Below are 17,207 nucleotides of genomic sequence, written 5' to 3'. Positions count from 1 at the left end.
GCCCAGAACGCTCGCCGAGGTCAGCCGCCCAGGATGGGACCAGCCGCATCCCTGCGGTACTGGTCTTGGCTCGGCGCGGCTTGCAAAGGAGGTGATCGCCCCTTGTCCCTGATCTCCGCGGGGCAGTCCAACAGGAAGGGCGGATATGATTCTCAGTCGCTCGGACCGGGATCTCCCCGCACTCAGCGTGCTCGGGCTGCTCCTCTCGGGGCCGCAGTACACCTTCGAGATATACCGCACGGTGGTCGACCGAGAGATGCGCTTCCTCACCGGGTTGCCGCGGACTCTATATCACGCTGTGGACCGTTTGGCACGTGGTGGACTCATCGAGGTGGTCGGCTATGAGCGAACCGGCATCCGCCCGGAACGTACGATATTTGCTATCACGAACGCGGGTCGCGACGATCTCATCGGGCGAGTTCGGAGGCTGTTGGCGTACCCGGAGCCGGATGCCGACCTCTTCGTCGCCGCGTTGTCGTTCTACGACTGCTTGCCGCCGTCCGTGGCACGGGCCGCCTTGCGGGCCCGCCATGACGAGCTCGAGCGCCTGCTGGCCGAGCGTCGTTGTTTGCACGGGGCGGCCCCGGAGGTACTTCGTGTGGGAATTGACTACGGAATCACGCGACTGGATGCGGAGCGGGTATGGGTGGCTCGGCTCATCGGCGCGCTGGGCGCGGGTCGCATGTCTGAGACCGGCTCCGCGTCATGATGGTCCCTACCGCATTTTGCGGATGTCTCGTGGACCGGCCGGACCGCGAACCGAGAAACAGGAGAAAAATGATGTCGAACGTCACGCTCGAACCATTTGTTGCCCGGCGGTGTGGGCCCCGAGCTCGGGCTGGTGGAGGCGACCGTCTCTGAACCCGCCGAATTCCCGAGCGGGGCCCGGGCCTCGTTGGCCGCGTGGATGCGGTGATCGTCGCGCTGAACGCGACGGTGTTGGCGGCGCATTCGCGCGGTCCGCGAGCGGCAGCTCGTGATGAACCGGGAACGGGTGATCGCCGACGTCGAGGTGGGCATGAAATGCGGGACCAGCGTCTCCGCGCTGCTCGGTTTGATCACCGCCTCAAAGGCCACGGGGGCAACCGGCTCCTGATCGCGGAACGAACACCGATAGAGAGGGCGTGATGACGGAGACACTCCAGAGAGTGCTCAGATTCTTTGCGGGAGATGTCGATTTCGCCGGCAACGTGGCCGCCTAGGAGGTCACAGCAGGCGCCGAGATGCTCGCCAAATGCCCCGCGGGACACGCCATCAGATGGACGATCAGCCGCAACCGCACCGACTCGTCCTACTCGGCGAGAGATTCCTCGGGCTTTCGCCGACCAGCGGATCGGATGCACCCCGCACCGCACTGCGATGGCCCGGTCGATGGTCCACGATCACCCGGACCGTCTTTCGGGCGGGCGACTCCTACCCGCTTCGCTATCGAATCGACGGGCCGGCGACGCTCGCGTGCTGAGCCCCGGACGACCGTGAATCGCCAATGATCAAGGAGAACTATCGTGCCCAGCCCGGTCAATAAATTGCGCTTCGGTGTCTTCATACCGCCGTTCAACTCGCCGCCGACCCAGAACGCGACCACCTCGTTGCAGCGCAACATCGAGACGATCCAGCTGATGGACCGGCTGGGCTACGACGAGGCCTGGATCGGGGAGCACCACAGCGCCGGCACGGAGATCATCGCCGACCCGCTCACCTTCATCGCCCACGTCGGCGCCGTGACGCGCTCCATCAAGCTCGGCACCGGTGTCGTCTCGCTGCCGTACCACAATCCGCTGTGGGTGGCCGACCGCGCGATCCTCGTCGACCACCTGCTGCGTGGGCGGCTGATGCTCGGCGTGGGCCCGGGCTCGCTGCCCACCGACCCTGCGATGATCGGGCTGGAGCCGTCGGCCCTGCGTCCCGCGCTCGGCGAGGATCTGGAGGTCCTGCTGCGGCTGTTGCTCGGCGACGGGAGGGTGTCGCACAAGACCGAGCGGTACGAGCTGGTCGAGGCCGCCACGCAGCTGGCCCCGTACTCCGACCCGGTCTTCGACATCGCGGTTGCGGCCACGGCGTCGCCGGCCGGACCGATCCTGGCCGGTAAGCACGGGCTGTCGTTGCTGTCGCTCGGGGCGACCACGCGGGAGGGTTTCGATGTGCTCGCCCACCACTGGGACGTGCTGGAGGCGGAGGCTGCGAAGGCCGGGCGGCCCACCGACCGGTCGCGCTGGCGGCTGGTCGGCCCGATGCACATCGCCGAGACGCAGGAGCAGGCGATCGAGGACGTCCGCTACGGGTTCGACGTGTTCTGCGAGTACACCCAGAAAACGATCGCGCTGCCCACGTTCCGGGCGGTGGGGGAGACCTTCGAGGAGCGGGTCGCCTGGATCAACGAGACCGGGCTCGGCGTCATCGGCACGCCGGACATGGCCATCACCCAGATCCAGCGGCTGATGGACCAGTCCGCGGGTGGGTTCGGCTGCTACATGATGATGCAGCACGACTGGGCCAACTGGGAGGCGACGCAGCGGCACTACGAGCTGTTCGCCCGCCACGTCATCCCCGCGTTCCAGCCCTCGCAGCGCCGGCTGCTCGCGGCCCAGGAGTGGGCCCGCAGCCGTCAGAGCGAGCTCGACGCCAAGAACGGCGCGGCCATCCAAGCCTGGACGGACAAGTACGCCGCCGAGCGCAAGCAGGAGCAGAGCACAGGCGTGGATTAAGCGGGCAGCCTCGCGCGTCCGGTCGGCTTGACGTGCGCAGCGATCCCGGATTTCAGCCAGTCGTTACATCACCGGACCTCGTGCCTGCTCGCACCCAACGGGGCGGGCCGAAGTCCGGTGCAGCCCGTACTGCGCCGGGCGCAGTACGGGCTGTGCGTGCTGGGTAGCGGGTCCGTAGATCCCGAGCAGGATCCGCGGCGCCCCGGCCCGAGGGCATGCAGAACCGGCCGTTGCGCTGGCCGTGCTCGATCTGGTGTCGCCGGGTGCACGTGCTGGGTAGGTCCCGCGGGCGTCACCTTCGACACCGGCTACCGCGATCTGGGCCATCTGTCGACCGGAGACGATGATTCTCCGTCGCATCTGATGTTCAGCAGGCGGGATGGCGCTGAGGCAACCAAGGTCGGCGTCGGTCTTCGAGATGTGTGGCACATCCGGTGTCACGCTTCTTGAGATCGTGGCCGACGGACCCCATTGGGTCGTCGCGATCGTGGACGCACACGGCCACGCGCCGGTTTCGGGCGAGCAGCGGGCATGCGGGTCTGAGCACTTCTGGCGAGGACCGGAAATCCGAGATCCGCCCATTTCTATTGGAACCCCGTAGCTCGATACCCGAACTTGAATTGGGGAGCACCCAATACCAGGTGGGCACAGGCGGATGTCGCCCACGACGACCTGACCCCGCACCTGCGAGGCGCCGACCCGCTGATCCATCTGGCGTGGCTGTTCCAGCCAACTCATGACCCGATCACCACCTGGCGATCGAACGTCGGAGGCAGCATCCGGGCCTTCGGCGCGGCGGGGCGACAGTGCGCACCCGTGCCAGCTTCAAGATCGAGAATGGCCGGCCCAGCGCAAGGCCCGTCTAGCCGCCTCGCAACCGCGAATTCGGCGGCTGACTGCAGACGTCGCCCGCCGCAGCCGGGACGCCCTCCGGAGGTAGGCCACCGAAAATCCCTGCGGAACGCCGCGCTCGTAGCGTACGTGGTCGGCCCGACTGCCAACCGGGGCCGCCCGCCGGGCTGACGCCGCGGCGGTTCGGTTGGGCCTGGCTATGCAGGCATCCGATCGTCCGCGCACAGCCGGTGCTCGAGGAGTGGGTCGCCGTCCTGCGCCGACTGAGTGGGATCGGTTGCGCCGGGGTGGTGCTGCGACCGCTCGTTCGCTGTGAGCGCGTCCGAAATAGCTGGCCGACCTCCCGGCATCGGTCACGACCCTCCGCAGCAACTGCGGACGTGATTGGTCCCCCGTAGCCTGCAAACAAGGCTGTGAACACGAGGTATGCCAATGCAGGTGTTCGCCTGAGACAGCTCAGGTGCCATCGGACACGTGCCGCAGGTACGCAAGCTTTACCGAGATAGGGCGAGGCGGTCCGGAACGGTCCCTCCCACTTCACACAGAAGCGGTCGAATCACATTGCGACCGAAATGAGCACTGCCTAGCTGCGGTGACGTAGTCGGCCGAGGCATCTGCGGCGTAGGTGCGACCACGGTTCGATAGGCCGGGATGGGTTGAGTGGGCCTTGTGGAGCTCACCCCTGAGGAACGGTCTGGGGGAGTGCGGCAGCGTCGTGCGCGGGCGTCGGAGCCGCGGCGTCGGCAGGTGGTCGTCCGGTTCTCCAGTGAGGAACTGGGGTCGGTCCGAGTGCGATCTCGAGGAGCTGACCGCTCTCGGCGTGAGCCGTGAGGAGTTGGATGGTGTTCTGGTCACCGTTCCGCCAGCTCGGCGGGCGGATGCGACTCCCGGACGGCGGGCCGGCCGAAGTCGGTATGTAGACATGCACCGGCCATGCGGATCTACCGCGACGTCGGCTGCGACGGACACTGTCGACGACCACGTAGCGCAGACGGCCGCCGCCACGTGTGGGGCCACCGCGGTCGCACCTTCGCTGCCAGATATTTGCAGCGTGATCGGAGGCGGTCACGAAGAAGACCGCGGGCCTCGGCGAGCAGTCAGAGCACTCCGGGCCGACGGCCGCAGGGTAATGCGAAGAGGATGAGCTCGTCGATCTCATCAGGGGAGTCACTGCTCGCGGACTTCACGGCCACCTCCACCACGACACGCGCGGTGGGTGCGCGCATGGTGGCGAACGGTTCGCGAAGCTCACTGCCGGCGAGTGCACCTGCGCCGCAGATCTCTGTGGTGAACCACTGGACGGGCCATCAGACGCGCGCGAGCTGGACGACCGCCCAGGACAGCGGCGGCAGCGTGAGCTGTGTTGCGCCGCCCTCGACCTGCACGCCGTCCAGCGGCCGCAGTGCCACGCGGTCGGGGTGCAGCTCATCGTTCGTGGTGTGCCGGTCCTGGCCCTCGTCGGCGGCGAGCACCGCGGCGTGCTGCACGCGCAGCTCGCCGAAGCCGCGCACCCCGACCTCCACGGTCGCGGGCTCCGCCTGGTCGCGGTTGGCGAGGAACAGCGAGACCACGCCGCTCTCGACGTCCCAGGTGCCGGCGGCGTCGACCACGTCGACATCGCCGAACCGAGGGCTCTCGTAGCGGTCGCTGCGGGTGCGCACGGCGAGGATCTCCCCCGTCGCCCGCCGCCGGACCTGCTCGAACGGGTGGGCGATCGGCTGCTTCCACGCCGCGCCGCCCGGCTCGCTGCGCAGCAGCCCGATCACGTTCACCAGCTGCGCCTGGCACGCCACCGTGACCCGGTCGCCGTGGCGGAGCAGGGAGTTGAGCAGCGTGCCGACGACCACCGCGTCGGTGATCGAGTACTCGTCCTCGATCACCCGCGGCGCCACCTCCCACTCGCTCTCGCCCTTGGCGATTGCGGACGCGCGGTGGCGCGACTGGTACCAGACATTCCACTCGTCGAAGGAGATGTCGATCCGCTTGCGGTGCTTGCCGCGGGCGCGCACGGCGTCGGCGGTGGCCACGACGGCCTCGATGAAGACGTCCATGTCCCGGGCGGAGGCGAGGAAGTCGCCCGCGCTGTGCGGGCCGTCGTCGTCTTCCTGGTAGTAGGCGTGCGCAGAGATGTAGTCCACCTGGTCGTAGGTCTCCTCGAGCACCACCCGTTCCCACTCACCGAACGTCGGCATGGCGTACTTCGAGCTGCCGCAGGCCACCAGCTCGATGCTCGGGTCGACCAGGCGCATGGCGCGCGCGGTCTCGGCGGCCAGCCGGCCGTACTCGGCGGCGGTCTTGTGGCCCACCTGCCACGGGCCGTCCATCTCGTTGCCCAGGCACCACAGCTTGATGTCGAACGGCTCGGCGTCGCCGTGGGCGCGGCGCAGGTCCGAGTATCTGGTGCCGCCCGGGTGGTTGGCGTATTCCAGGATGTCGCAGGCCTCCTGGACGCCGCGGGTCCCGAGGTTGACCGCCATCATCGGCTCGGTGCCTGCAGCGCGGGCCCAGCGGGAGAACTCGCCGAGCCCGAACTCGTTGGTCTCGATCGAGCGCCACGCCCGGTCCAGGCGCCGCGGCCGCTCCTCCTTCGGTCCGACGCCGTCCTCCCAGTAGTACCCGGAGACGAAGTTGCCGCCCGGGTAGCGCACGACGGTGGGGCCGACCTCGCGCACCAGGTCCAGCACGTCGGTGCGCAGGCCGTTCGCGTCGGCCTTCGGGTGACCGGGCTCGTAGATGCCTGTGTAGACACCGCGGCCCATGTGCTCGACGAACGAGCCGAACAGGCGCCGGGGCACGGGGGCGATCGTGAAGTCGGGGTCGATGGTCAGACGTGCGCGGGGCAAGTGGATTCCTTCCTCAGGGGGCCTCTCACGTTCCGCCGAGGCCGGTGGTGGCGACCCCGCGGATGATCTGGCGCTGGAACAGCATGAACACGACGATCAGCGGCAGGCCCGCGAGGAGCGCCGAGGCCATCACCTGCGCGTAGCGGATTCCGAACGCGCTCTGCACCTGCACGAGTCCCACCGGGAGTGTCATCAGCCCGGGGTCGGAGGTGATGATGAACGGCCACAGGAAGTTGTTCCAGGCGTGGATGAACACGAAGATCGCGACGGCGGCGAGGATCGACCGCGACAGCGGGAGCACGATCTGCAGGAAGATCCGCAATGAGCCGGCGCCGTCCACCCGGGCGGCCTCCTCCAGCTCGTGCGGGATGCCGTCGAAGAACTTCTTGAGGATGAACACCATCGCCGGCACGACCAGCTGCGGCAGGATGATGCCGGCGTAGGTGTCTGCCAGGCCCATTGCCAGCACCTGCCGGTACAGCGGCACGATGAGGATCTGCGGCGGCACCATGATGCCGGCGATCGTCAGCGCGAACAGCGCCTTGCGGCCCCGGAACCGGGTGCGGGAGAAGCCGTACGCAGCCGCCGCCGACAGCGCCACGGTGAGCACCGTGACCACCACCGCCACAACGGTGCTGTTGACGAACCAGGTGATCAGGTTGCCGTTGGCGAGCACCGAGGCGTAGGCCTGGAGCGTGAACCCGCGATCGGGCAGCACATCGAGGGGCACTGCGGTGGTGTCGGCCTCGTGCTTGAGCGAGGTGAGCAGCGCCCACAACAGCGGCGCCAACCAGAGCACCGCCACCACCAGCAGCGCGGTGATGATCCCGGCACGGGCCAGTGGGGTGTAGCGCCGCACGTCCGCGGGGCCGTCATCGGAGCGTGGACGACGGGCCCGCGGCAGGAGGGGGGTCGTGGCGGGGTTCGCGGTGTCGGGCGCGGTGGTCACAGTTCACTCCTGCGGCTGAGCCGGGCCTGGACGAGGGCGATCAGGATGATCAGCACGAAGAACATGTAGGAGATGGCCGAGGCGTAGCCCAGGCGGTAGTCCACGAACCCGGTGTCGTAGACGTACTGCAGGATCGGCGTCGCCGACCCGCCCGGCCCGCCGGTGGCCTGGAACAGGATGTAGGCCTGGTCGAACAGCTTCAGCGAGGCGAGCACCTGCAGCACCACCACGAGGCCCGTCGTGCGGTTCAGCAGCGGCAGCGTGATGGAGAAGAGCCGCCGCCAGCCGCCGGCACCGTCGATCTCCGCGGCCTCGTACAGCTGGGCCGGGATCGCCTGCAGGGCGGCGAGGTAGAGCAGGAAGTTGAAGCCGACCGTCCACCAGACGGTGAGGATGACGACCGACCACAGGCCGATGTCCGGCTCGGTGAGCCAGCCCACCGCCGGCAGGCCCAGCCCGGACAGGACCCCGTTGAGCAGGCCGTAGTCACCGGAGAACAGCCACTGCCAGATGAGGGCGACGGTGGCCACCGGCAGCAGGAACGGCGCGAAGTAGGCGAAGCGCCAGAACCACTGCCCGCGGACTCTGGTCTGCACCAGCAGGGCCATCATCAGTGCGACCGCCACGAGCGGGATCGTGCTGCCGATCGTGAACAGCACCGTGACGCCGAGCGTGCGCCAGACCTCGGGGTCGGAGAACAGCCGCACGTAGTTGGCCAGCCCGACGAACTGCGACTCGTCGCGCACCACGCTGGTGTCGAAGAAGCTCAGACCCAGGCCGTAGACCAGCGGCCACAGCACGAACGCGGCGTAGACCAGCAGGAACGGCAGGACGAACCAGATCCCGCCGCGGCCGCCGACGAGGCTGGGGCCCCCGCGGGCGGCGGTGCCCGGCGCGACGCGACTCGGAGCGGCGACCGTCCCGGCGGTCATCCGAAGACCTCGCTGCGCTCGGTCGAGGGCTGCGCCGAGTCGCTGTATCGATGGTTCACTCGCTGACGCTCGTTCACAGTGGGCTCCCGAAGGTGAGCTGCTCGTCGAGCCAGCCGATCAGGTCGTCGGCGCCCTGCTCCGGTGTCAGCGCCCGAGTCGCCACCCCCTGCAGGCTCTGCCCGGCCCGCGACATCAGCGTCGACCCGGATCCGGAGAAGTAGGCCTCGGGATCGAACTCCACCACCTGCGCTGCCTCTCGGTAGTTCGATATCGGCTGCTCCGCTTGGTACCCGGGACTCGCCGCCACCGCGGACAGCGCCGGGATGTGCCCGCCGCCCGTCGCCCAGACGAGGCTGTTGCGCAACATCGACACCGCCATGTCGTACGCGGCCGTGCGGGCAGCGGGGTCGACGCTGGCCTGCGCCGGCAGCACGAAGCTGTGGCTGTCCGCCCGCACGAACGGCGTGTCCCCGAACAGGGCGGGGAACTGCGTCATCGAGAAGGGGATCTCCGCTTCGCGGGCCCTCGTCACCTCCCACGGTCCGACGAACAGGAACCCGGCCTGCTCGCTCGCAAACGCCGCCGGCGCCGCCTGCCCGTCGAGGGTCGGCGAGGAGATCGTCCCGTCGCACATCTCCCGCAAGAACGTCATCGACTGGACCACCGCGTCCCGGTCGACCTCGGCCGGCCCGCCGTCGGGAAGCCGCATCTGCCCACCGAGCTGGCGGAACAGCGACCAGAACACCATCCACACGTGGGAGCTCTCGCCGATGCCGAGTGAGATCCCGATGGAGCCGGTGACCTCGGCTGCGCGCCGGCCCGCGTCGAGCATCTGCTCGGCGCTGGTGATCGGCGCCAGTGTGCCGTCCGGGGCGAGCAGCCCGGCCCGCTCGCAGATGTCGGTGTTGTAGTAGAGGACGAGCGGGTGGGTGTCGAGCGGCAACGCCCTCAGCCGGCCGTCGACCAGCACCCGGTCCAGGACGGGCTGCGGGAACTCCTCGATGCTGACGCCCCGGGCCGCGAGCTCGTCCAGGTCCCACTCATCGAGCAGGTCGCGCCCGAACGTCGCCAGCCGGGAGGCGTGCAGCGTGGCGAGGTCGGGCGCCCGGCCGCCCGCGCACGCCATCGCCAGCTTCGTGTAGTAAGGCGGGCCCCAGTCGAGCGTGGTGTCGGTGACGCGGACACCGGGCGCCTCGGTTCGGAAGTCGTTGACGAGCTCCACCATGAGCTCACCGTCGCTGCCTCCGAAGAAGTTCCAGTATGCGAGATCGACGGCGCCTCCTGGGCCTCGCGCGCACGAGGACAGAACGGCGGCACCGGCGCCGGCGGCGGTCGCGCGCAGCAGGGTGCGGCGCGAGAGGCGGTGTGTCGTCATTGACCACTCCCCTTTACATCGTGGTAATACCCTCTCCGGGGTGCCCTTGGCTGTCAAGGACGTCACCGCAGGGGAGACTGGAACCGTGGGGACCCAACGGCGACCGGTGACGATGCGCGACGTGGCGGTCGCCGCGGGCGTGTCACCGAAGACCGTCTCCAACGTCGTAAACGACTACGTCCACGTGCGCCCCGAGACCCGCACCCACGTCCAGCGCTACGTCGAGGAGCTCGGATACCGCCCGCAGGCCGTCGGCCGGCAGCTGCGCAGAGGTCGCACGGGCGCTATTGCACTCGCCGTCCCGCACGTCGACATGCCTTACTTCGCCGACCTCGCCGCCCTACTGGTCAGCGCTGCGCGCGAGCACGGGCTCACGGTCGTCGTCGAGCAGACCGACGGCAATATCGAGCGTGAGCGCCAGGTCGCCGCGGGCTCGCCCGTCCGGTTCGCCGACGCGCTGATCTTCAGTCCGCTCTCGATGCCCCCGTCCGAGCTGGCTGCGCCCCGGCACGACACCCCGATGGTGCTGCTGGGCGAGCACGGAGCGGCCGCGCAGGCCGACCGCGTCGATATCGACAGCACCGCCATCGGCCGCAGCGCCGCGACCCATCTGGCGGTGTCGGGGCGGCGGCGGATCGCCGCGATCGGCCACCAGCAGGATCGGGCGAAGTCGGCGATGGAGCAGCGGATACTCGGCTACACGCAAGCGCTCCGGGCGGCGGACCTGCCGGTGGAGCACTCGCTGATCCGGACCGTGCCGGAGTGGGACCGCCAGGACGGCTCCGACGCCGTCGACGCCCTGCTCGCCGAGCACCCGGACGTCGACGCAGTGTTCGCCGCCAACGACGTGCTCGCCATCGGCGCTTTGAGCGCCTTGCACCGCCACGGCCGCCGCGTGCCGGACGACGTCGCCCTCGTCGGCGTTGACGACGTGCCCGAGTCGCGGTTCACCACCCCTGCGCTCACCACCGTGGCGATCGACCGGGTGTTCGTGGTCGAGTCGGCGCTGGAGATGATCATTTCCCGGCTGGCCGAGCCCGACCTCCCGCCCCGCAGTGTCACCACGCCGCACCGGCTGGTGGTGCGCGCGAGCAGCTGAGCGTGGCAATCGGCCCGGCGTCCCGACCCGCATGGCGAGCACCGGGGGCCGGGTGGCTGTTGCAACTCGTACCCGCCGGCATCTACGCCGGCCGCCGAACGTTCATGTCGGCACGCCGATATCCGCACGTGCGCTCTCAGGTCGGAAGTGACGAGTTGACGACGCACGGGCGCCGGTGGGGATGCGTAGTCTCTGCCGGACGGTCGGGCGAGAAGGTGTGGAGTGAACGGAACCGCTGGACGTCGGTGGAGCGGGGTGACCATGACCGATGTCGCGCGCCGCGCGGGAGTGTCCACGATGACCGTCTCGAATGTGATCAACGGGCGGTCGCAGCGGGTGAGTGAGTCGACAAGGCGGCGGGTGCTGGCGGTGATCGCCGAGCTCGGTTACCAGGTCAACCTCACGGCGCGGAACCTGCGGATGGGGCGAACCGGGGCGATCGGGTTGGCCGTGCCGGGCTTCGCGCCCGGGTACTACGCCCAACTCGCAGAGCGGCTGGCGGATCGGTTCGCGGCTCACGGGATGCGGCTGGCGGTGGAGCGGACGGGCGGGAATCGGGTGGCTGAGCTGGATGCCCTCACCGCGCCGCGGTTGAGCGGGTACGACGGGTTCGTTCTCAGCGTCGTCGCGGGCGAGGTAGCCGACCTCGATCGGCTCAGCCTCGACACGCCGGTCGTGCTGATCGGCGAGAAGGCGGTTCCGGCACGCTTCGACCACGTGATCATGGACAACGTCGGAGGCGCACGGATGGCGACCGAGCTCCTGATTCGTTCCGGTGCGCGGCGGATCGCGTTGCTTGCCGGCGTCGGGGTGCCGGAGGAGACGATGCCGGGCTTGCGGACGCGCGGATACCGGGACGCACACGCGGCCACCGGCACAGCGGTGTGCGAGGAGCTGATCGTCTCGTGTGGGTTCGGCGTCGACCATGGCTATGAAGCGGTGCGGGATCTGGTCGGTCGGGGCGTCGTGTTCGATGCGGTCTTCGCCCTGACCGATTCGGCGGCGATCGGTGCGCTGCGCGCGCTGACCGACGCCCGCCGCAGGGTCCCGGAGGACGTCCAGGTGATCGGGTTCGACAACCTCGACGACAGCAGGTTCACCGTCCCCGGGCTCAGCACGGTCGAGCCCGGGAACGACGAGATGGCGGACGCGATCTGTGCATTGCTCATGGAGCGGATCGAAGCGCCGCCGGTCGGCGGGGAGGCCCGGGTGGTCATGCCGGAACCACGGATCGTGGAGCGGGAATCCACCCGACGTCCCTGACCGCGGCGCGGGCGTCGGCATCCTCGACTCAGGTCAGGTCAGGTCAGGTCAACTCGACCGTGGCGAACGAGTGTGGCGCCAGCACCGCGATCAGCTCCGCAGCCCCCAGCGCTCCGGGGCGCAGCGTGACGGCGAGGTCGGCCGGTGCCACGGTGTCGGGCGCGGTCGTCGTGTTGTGGCTTTGCGGCTTGTCGGCCGTGAGGATCCGGGCCCGGGCGGCCGTCACCGCCCGGCCGCGCAGGTCGAGCCGCACGGTCGTGTCGGTGTCGAGCGCGAGGTTGCTCAGCGAGACCAGCGCCTTGCCGTCCTTCGTGCTGGCGGAGACCGACAGGGGAGCGAGTTCGTCGTCGCCCATCGTCACCGCAGCGGGCTTCTCGACCAGGTGCACCGGCACCGATGCAGCGTCCTGGTGGCCCTTGTTCATCGCGAACACGTGGTAGGTCGGGGTGAGCACGAGGCCGCCGTCGTCGTCGGTGAGGATCATCGCCTGCAGCACGTTGACGGTCTGGGCGATGTTCGCCATCCGTAGCCGGGCGGCGTGCTTGTGGAAGATGTCGAAGTGCAGGCTCGCGACGAGGGCGTCGCGCAGGGTGTTCTGCTGGTACAGGAAGCGCGGGTTGGTACCGGGCTCGGCCTCCCACCAGGCGCCCCACTCGTCGCAGACCAGCCCGACCCGGCGGTGCGGGTCGTAGGCGTCCATCACCGCGCTGTGGCCGGCGATCACGCGGTCGATGGCGGATGCCTTGAGCATCGTTCGGTAATACTGCTCGTCGGTGAACTCGGTGGCCGATCCCTTGGAGATCCCTTCGCCGGCGAACGAGTAGTAGTGGAACGAGATGGCTTGGAAGATGTCGCGAGGCCGGCTCGTGCAGCCGAGGCAGCTCACGACCTTCATCAGGGCCTCGGTCCAGGCGAGGTCGTCGTCCGCTGCGCCGGCGGCAATCCGGTAGAGCTCATTGCCGTCGTGGTTGTGCAGGAACGTCGCGTAGCGACTCGCGAGGTCGGCGTAGGTGTCGGCGCGTATGTGACCGCCGCAGCCCCACGCCTCGTTTCCGATGCCCCAGAACGGGACCTTCCACGGCTTCTCGCGACCGTTGGCCTTGCGCAGCCGGACCATCGGCGAATCGCCGTCGCGGGTGAGGTACTCGACCCACTCGCTCATCTCCTGAACGGTCCCCGAGCCGACGTTGCCGTTGACGTAGGGCTCGGCGCCGAGGAGATCGCACAGCGCCAGGAACTCGTGGGTGCCGAAGTGGTTGTTCTCCTCGACGTCGCCCCACATGGAGTTGACCATGACCGGCCGATCCTGTTTCGGGCCGACGCCGTCGCGCCAGTGGTAGGTATCGGCGAAGCAACCGCCCGGCCAGCGCAGGTTGGGGATCTCCAGCACACGCAGGGCTTCGACCACGTCGAGCCGCAGGCCGCCCTCGTTGGGGATCCGTGAGTCCTCGCCCACCCAGAACCCGCCGTAGATGCACCGGCCGAGGTGCTCGGCGAAGTGGCCGTACAGGTGCTTGCTGATGGTCGGACCTGTGACGTCGAGGTCGATCACGGCGCGGGCGGTCGACATTGGCATGAACATCCTTAGTGGTCGGCGGTGCGAGCGGTGGGGGTAGTGGGAGGCTCGTGTCTGCCTGCCGAAACTTTCGCGAAAGAACGGACTTTTGGGAGGTCTCACCCGCGAGGTTTGACGTTATACTGTGTCGCTCATTACAGTCACGCCGCGCGTAGAGGGTACGAGCCCTTGCTCTTCTGCTTCGAAACTTTCGACCCGGAGGCACATCGTCGTGAGACTCCGCTCCAGCTCATTGGTACTGCTCGCTGCAGCCGCGCTCGCAGCGAGCGCGGCCTGTTCACCGGGCTCCGCATCCGGTGGCGGTGGGGATCCGAAGTCGTTCGAGTTCTGGTCGTTCAGCGGGATCGACCAGCAGCACGACGTCGACGTCTACCAACGCAGCCACCCCGACATCCAGGTCAAGCTGACCGAGGTCGGCAGCACGACGGAGACCGCGCAGGCGCTGACCACGGCCCTCGCCGGCGGGAAGGTTCCCGACCTGGTGCTCATCCAGGGCGACGACATGCCCAAGTTCGTGCAGCAGCCGCAGAACTTCCGCGACCTGCGCGAGTCCGGCGCCGACCAGATGAGCGGCGACTACCTCGACTGGGTGATGAAGCAGGCCACGGCGACCAGCGGGCCGATCATCGGGATCCCAACCGACGTCGGCGGCATGGCCGTCGCCTACCGCACGGACCTGTTCGCCGCGGCCGGCCTGCCCAGCGACCGCGAGTCGGTCTCCGAGCTCTGGCCAACGTGGGACGCGTTCATCGAGACCGGCGAGAAGTACGTGGCCGCGACCGGCAAGCCGTTCCTCGACAACTCCCCGACCAGCGTGTTCTTCCAGGCCGTCAATCAGGTCTCGCAGAAGTACTACGACGACGCGGGCAACCCGATCTACGACCGGAACCCCGAGGTCAAGGCGGCGTTCGACCTGACGCTGAAGGCGATCCAGGCGGGGATCTCGGCCAAGATCTCCTTCGGCTCCGACGGCTGGAACGCCGCGCTGCCCCGCGGCGACTTCGCCGCCGTCTCCGCGCCGTCGTGGATGCTGAACCAGATCCGCCGGGCAGCGCCCGACACGAGCGGCAAGTGGGACGTCGCGACCATCCCCGGTGGTGCGGGGAATTGGGGCGGTAGCTATCTGGCGATCCCGGCGCGCGCCCAGAACCCGGACGCAGCCTGGGCCTACATCAAGGAGATGCAGTCGCCGCAGCACCAGCTCGAGCACTTCCTCGACGTCGGGGCACTGCCGACCACGCCCGGCGTCTACGACGACCCGCAGCTCACGGGCAAGGCCGACCCGTTCTTCTCCGGCGCACCAACCGGGAAGATCTATACCCAGGCGGTGCTGGGGCTCAAGCCGTTCCGGATGGGGCCTGACACCGGCACGATCGGCACGGAGTTCCTCAACGCCCTCACCAATGTCGAACAGGGGTCGGGCAACCCGGCCACGGCCTGGGACGACGCCGTGCGCAACATTCGCACGGCGATCGGGAAGTAGCTCCGATGCGTCGCTACCGCGGGGGGACCGCGTGACCGCGACCCTGCCCGTGCAGCAGTCTCCGTCCCCCGGCGCGCCCCGGCGCGCCAGGGGGTGGGCCCTCCCGCTCCGCGAGCGGATCGCGCCGTACGCCTACATCGCGCCGTTCTTCGTGCTCTTCGGGGTGTTCGGGCTCATCCCGTTTCTTTTCACGTTCTACATCGCGCTGTTCGACTGGAACCCGATCGGCGACCAGACGTTCATCGGGATCGACAACTTCGCCCGGATGATCGCCGACCCGCGCTTCTGGAACGCGACGGGCAACACGATCAGCATCTGGCTTCTCTCGACCATTCCGCAGCTGCTGGTCGCGCTGGTGTTGGCCCATGTTCTCAACAGTGCCCGGCTGCGGCTCGCGATGTTCTTCCGCATGTCGATCCTGGTGCCTTACATCACCTCGGTGGCAGCCACGGCGATCGTCTTCGCGCAGATGTTCGACCGCGACTACGGCCTGCTGAACTGGCTGCTCGGGCTGCTCGGGATCGGGCCGATCGACTTCGTCCAGTCCGTGTGGGGCAGCCACCTCATGATCGCCGTGATGGTCGCGTGGCGCTGGTTCGGCTACACCGCCCTGCTGTACCTCGCGTCGTTGCAGGCGGTCCCTCGCGACATCTACGAAGCGGCGTCGATCGACGGCGCGGGCGGGTGGCAGCAATTCCGCTACATCACCGTCCCGTCGCTGCGACCGGTGATCATCTTCACCGTGGTCACGTCGACGATCGGCGGCCTGCAGATCTTCACCGAGCCCCTGCTGGTCGCCCGCACGACCAACCTCACCTGCGGTGCTGTGCGGCAGTGCCAGACGCTCACGCTGTTCCTCTACGAGCAGGGCTTCGGCCAGTACCAGTTCGGCTATGGCGCCGCGATCGGCGTCGCGCTGTTCGTGATGATCATCCTGGTCGCCGCCGTCAACTACCTGTTGTCCAGCCGGATCCGAGGAGCGTGAGGATGAGCGACACGACGACCGGGACGGCGATCGGCACCGCGATCACCGGTGCGCCGCCCGCGGGCCGGCGCGGCGGGCCGGGCGGGCGCATGGGCCGCGTGCGGTGGTGGACCTACCTGCTGCTGGGCGTCGCCGCGTTCGGCTCGTTGTTCCCGCTGTACTGGATGTTCATCGTCGCGTCGACCGACTCGGCGACCGCCACGAAGATGCCCCCGGAGATCGTGCCCGGCGACAACTTCTTCCACCTGGCCGGCCTGGTCTTCGACACGGTCCCGTTCCTGCAGTCGATCCTCAACAGCCTCTTCGTGGCCCTGACAATCGGCGTCGGGCAGGCGCTGCTCTGCGCGCTGGGCGGCTTCGCGTTCGGGAAGCTGCGCTTCCGGGGCCGGGACGTGCTGTTCCTCGTGGTCGTGCTCACCATGACCGTGCCGACGCAACTCGCGATCATCCCGCAGTACATGATCGTCTCCTGGCTCGGCTGGGTCGACACCCTCCAGGCGGTGACAGTCCCGGGTCTCGCGAGCGCGTTCGGCATCTTCTGGATGCGCCAGCACATCGCCGGGACCGTCAGCGACGAGCTGATGCAGGCCGCGCGGATCGACGGGGCCAGCACCTGGCAGATGTTCTGGCGGATCGTGTTCCCGATCGTGCGGCCAGCGGCGTTCGTGCTCGGCCTGTTCGGCTTCGTGACGGCCTGGAACGACTTCCTCTGGCCGTTCATCGTCTTGAAGTCACCGGACCGTTTCACGGCCCAGATCGCCATCAAGGCGCTGCAGAACAGCTTCTCGATCGACCTCGGCCTGGCCATGTCCGGCTCGTTCCTGGCCACGCTGCCGCTGCTGGTGCTGTTCATCGTGGTCGGGCGCCGGATGGTCGCCGGCATCCTGGACGGGGCCTTCAAGGGATGATCCTGCCCGAGGCGGGACCCCGCCACGGGATCCACGACACGGCCCCCGCGGCGCGCTGGGAGGACGGATTCTGAGTTGCGGGAGAGGAGTGCCAATGCTTCCGTTGGGCGCAATTTTGTCTTTCGCCGGAAGTCCCGCTCGAACGGTTCACGGTTGAGAACTCGCCGCAGTCGTTGATCGACGACCCCGGTCATCTTGATCGTCGAGATCCCCGAGACAACGCCGGCCAGATCGCCG

The 17,207-nt window shown here is 68.6% G+C and carries 13 protein-coding genes; 7 read left to right on the top strand and 6 right to left on the bottom strand.

Annotation, left to right across the window (positions count from 1 at the left end):
- Positions 1-145: 145 nt before the first annotated feature.
- Entirely contained in the window at positions 146-709 is a 564-nt protein-coding gene (locus ACQPZQ_RS32025; protein ID WP_433287026.1) for a PadR family transcriptional regulator, read from the top strand.
- A gap of 796 nt (positions 710-1,505) precedes the next feature.
- A complete protein-coding gene (locus ACQPZQ_RS32020; RefSeq protein WP_433287024.1) occupies positions 1,506-2,705 on the top strand; it encodes an LLM class flavin-dependent oxidoreductase in 1,200 nt (399 codons plus the stop codon).
- A gap of 1,949 nt (positions 2,706-4,654) precedes the next feature.
- Here the strand turns inward: ACQPZQ_RS32020 and ACQPZQ_RS32015 are convergent.
- The 5 genes from ACQPZQ_RS32015 to ACQPZQ_RS31995 form a co-directional block, all read right to left on the bottom strand.
- Positions 4,655-4,783: a hypothetical protein gene (locus tag ACQPZQ_RS32015; RefSeq protein WP_433287022.1), complete on the bottom strand. Its 129-nt coding sequence runs from the start codon at positions 4,781-4,783 to the stop codon at positions 4,655-4,657.
- Positions 4,784-4,864: 81 nt separating this feature from the next.
- Positions 4,865-6,400, bottom strand: a complete 1,536-nt coding sequence (locus ACQPZQ_RS32010) for an alpha-N-arabinofuranosidase (protein WP_433287020.1) — start codon at positions 6,398-6,400, stop codon at positions 4,865-4,867.
- Between the two features lie 25 nt (positions 6,401-6,425).
- Entirely contained in the window at positions 6,426-7,349 is a 924-nt protein-coding gene (locus ACQPZQ_RS32005) for a carbohydrate ABC transporter permease (RefSeq protein WP_433287018.1), read from the bottom strand.
- Entirely contained in the window at positions 7,346-8,281 is a 936-nt protein-coding gene (locus tag ACQPZQ_RS32000) for a carbohydrate ABC transporter permease (RefSeq protein WP_433287016.1), read from the bottom strand. The genes ACQPZQ_RS32005 and ACQPZQ_RS32000 overlap by 4 nt, the downstream gene beginning before the upstream one ends.
- Positions 8,282-8,354: 73 nt before the next feature.
- Positions 8,355-9,656 (bottom strand): extracellular solute-binding protein, encoded by a 1,302-nt coding sequence (locus ACQPZQ_RS31995; RefSeq protein ID WP_433287014.1) that lies wholly within the window; start codon positions 9,654-9,656, stop codon positions 8,355-8,357.
- Positions 9,657-9,696: 40 nt separating this feature from the next.
- Here ACQPZQ_RS31995 and ACQPZQ_RS31990 point away from each other — a divergent pair, with 40 nt between their 5' ends.
- Both ACQPZQ_RS31990 and ACQPZQ_RS31985 read left to right on the top strand, forming a co-directional pair.
- Positions 9,697-10,755 (top strand): LacI family DNA-binding transcriptional regulator, encoded by a 1,059-nt coding sequence (locus ACQPZQ_RS31990; RefSeq protein WP_433287012.1) that lies wholly within the window; start codon positions 9,697-9,699, stop codon positions 10,753-10,755.
- 261 nt (positions 10,756-11,016) lie between these two features.
- Complete coding sequence (locus ACQPZQ_RS31985) at positions 11,017-12,018, top strand: LacI family DNA-binding transcriptional regulator (RefSeq protein ID WP_433287010.1); 1,002 nt, start codon at positions 11,017-11,019, stop codon at positions 12,016-12,018.
- A gap of 43 nt (positions 12,019-12,061) precedes the next feature.
- On the opposite strand, the gene ACQPZQ_RS31980 is transcribed toward ACQPZQ_RS31985, so the two are convergent.
- Complete coding sequence (locus ACQPZQ_RS31980) at positions 12,062-13,594, bottom strand: alpha-N-arabinofuranosidase (RefSeq protein WP_433287008.1); 1,533 nt, start codon at positions 13,592-13,594, stop codon at positions 12,062-12,064.
- Positions 13,595-13,805: 211 nt separating this feature from the next.
- On the opposite strand from ACQPZQ_RS31980, the gene ACQPZQ_RS31975 reads away from it, so the two are divergent.
- From ACQPZQ_RS31975 to ACQPZQ_RS31965, 3 genes are read left to right on the top strand one after another with little or no spacing between them, the layout of a single operon-like run.
- The gene (locus ACQPZQ_RS31975; RefSeq protein WP_433287006.1) at positions 13,806-15,077 is read left to right on the top strand and encodes an ABC transporter substrate-binding protein; all 1,272 of its coding nucleotides are present in this window, start codon (positions 13,806-13,808) and stop codon (positions 15,075-15,077) included.
- 31 nt (positions 15,078-15,108) lie between these two features.
- On the top strand, positions 15,109-16,062 hold the full coding sequence (locus ACQPZQ_RS31970; protein ID WP_433287004.1) for a carbohydrate ABC transporter permease: 954 nt from the start codon (positions 15,109-15,111) through the stop codon (positions 16,060-16,062).
- A 2-nt stretch (positions 16,063-16,064) separates the two neighbouring features.
- Complete coding sequence (locus ACQPZQ_RS31965; protein WP_433287002.1) at positions 16,065-16,970, top strand: carbohydrate ABC transporter permease; 906 nt, start codon at positions 16,065-16,067, stop codon at positions 16,968-16,970.
- The last annotated feature ends 237 nt before the right edge of the window (positions 16,971-17,207 follow it).

This window comes from Pseudonocardia sp. CA-142604, assembly GCF_050948475.1.
GTDB lineage: Bacteria > Actinomycetota > Actinomycetes > Mycobacteriales > Pseudonocardiaceae > Pseudonocardia > Pseudonocardia alaniniphila.
The sequence above is the reverse complement of the archived record's forward strand: the minus strand, read 5'-3'. Positions and strand labels throughout refer to the sequence as shown.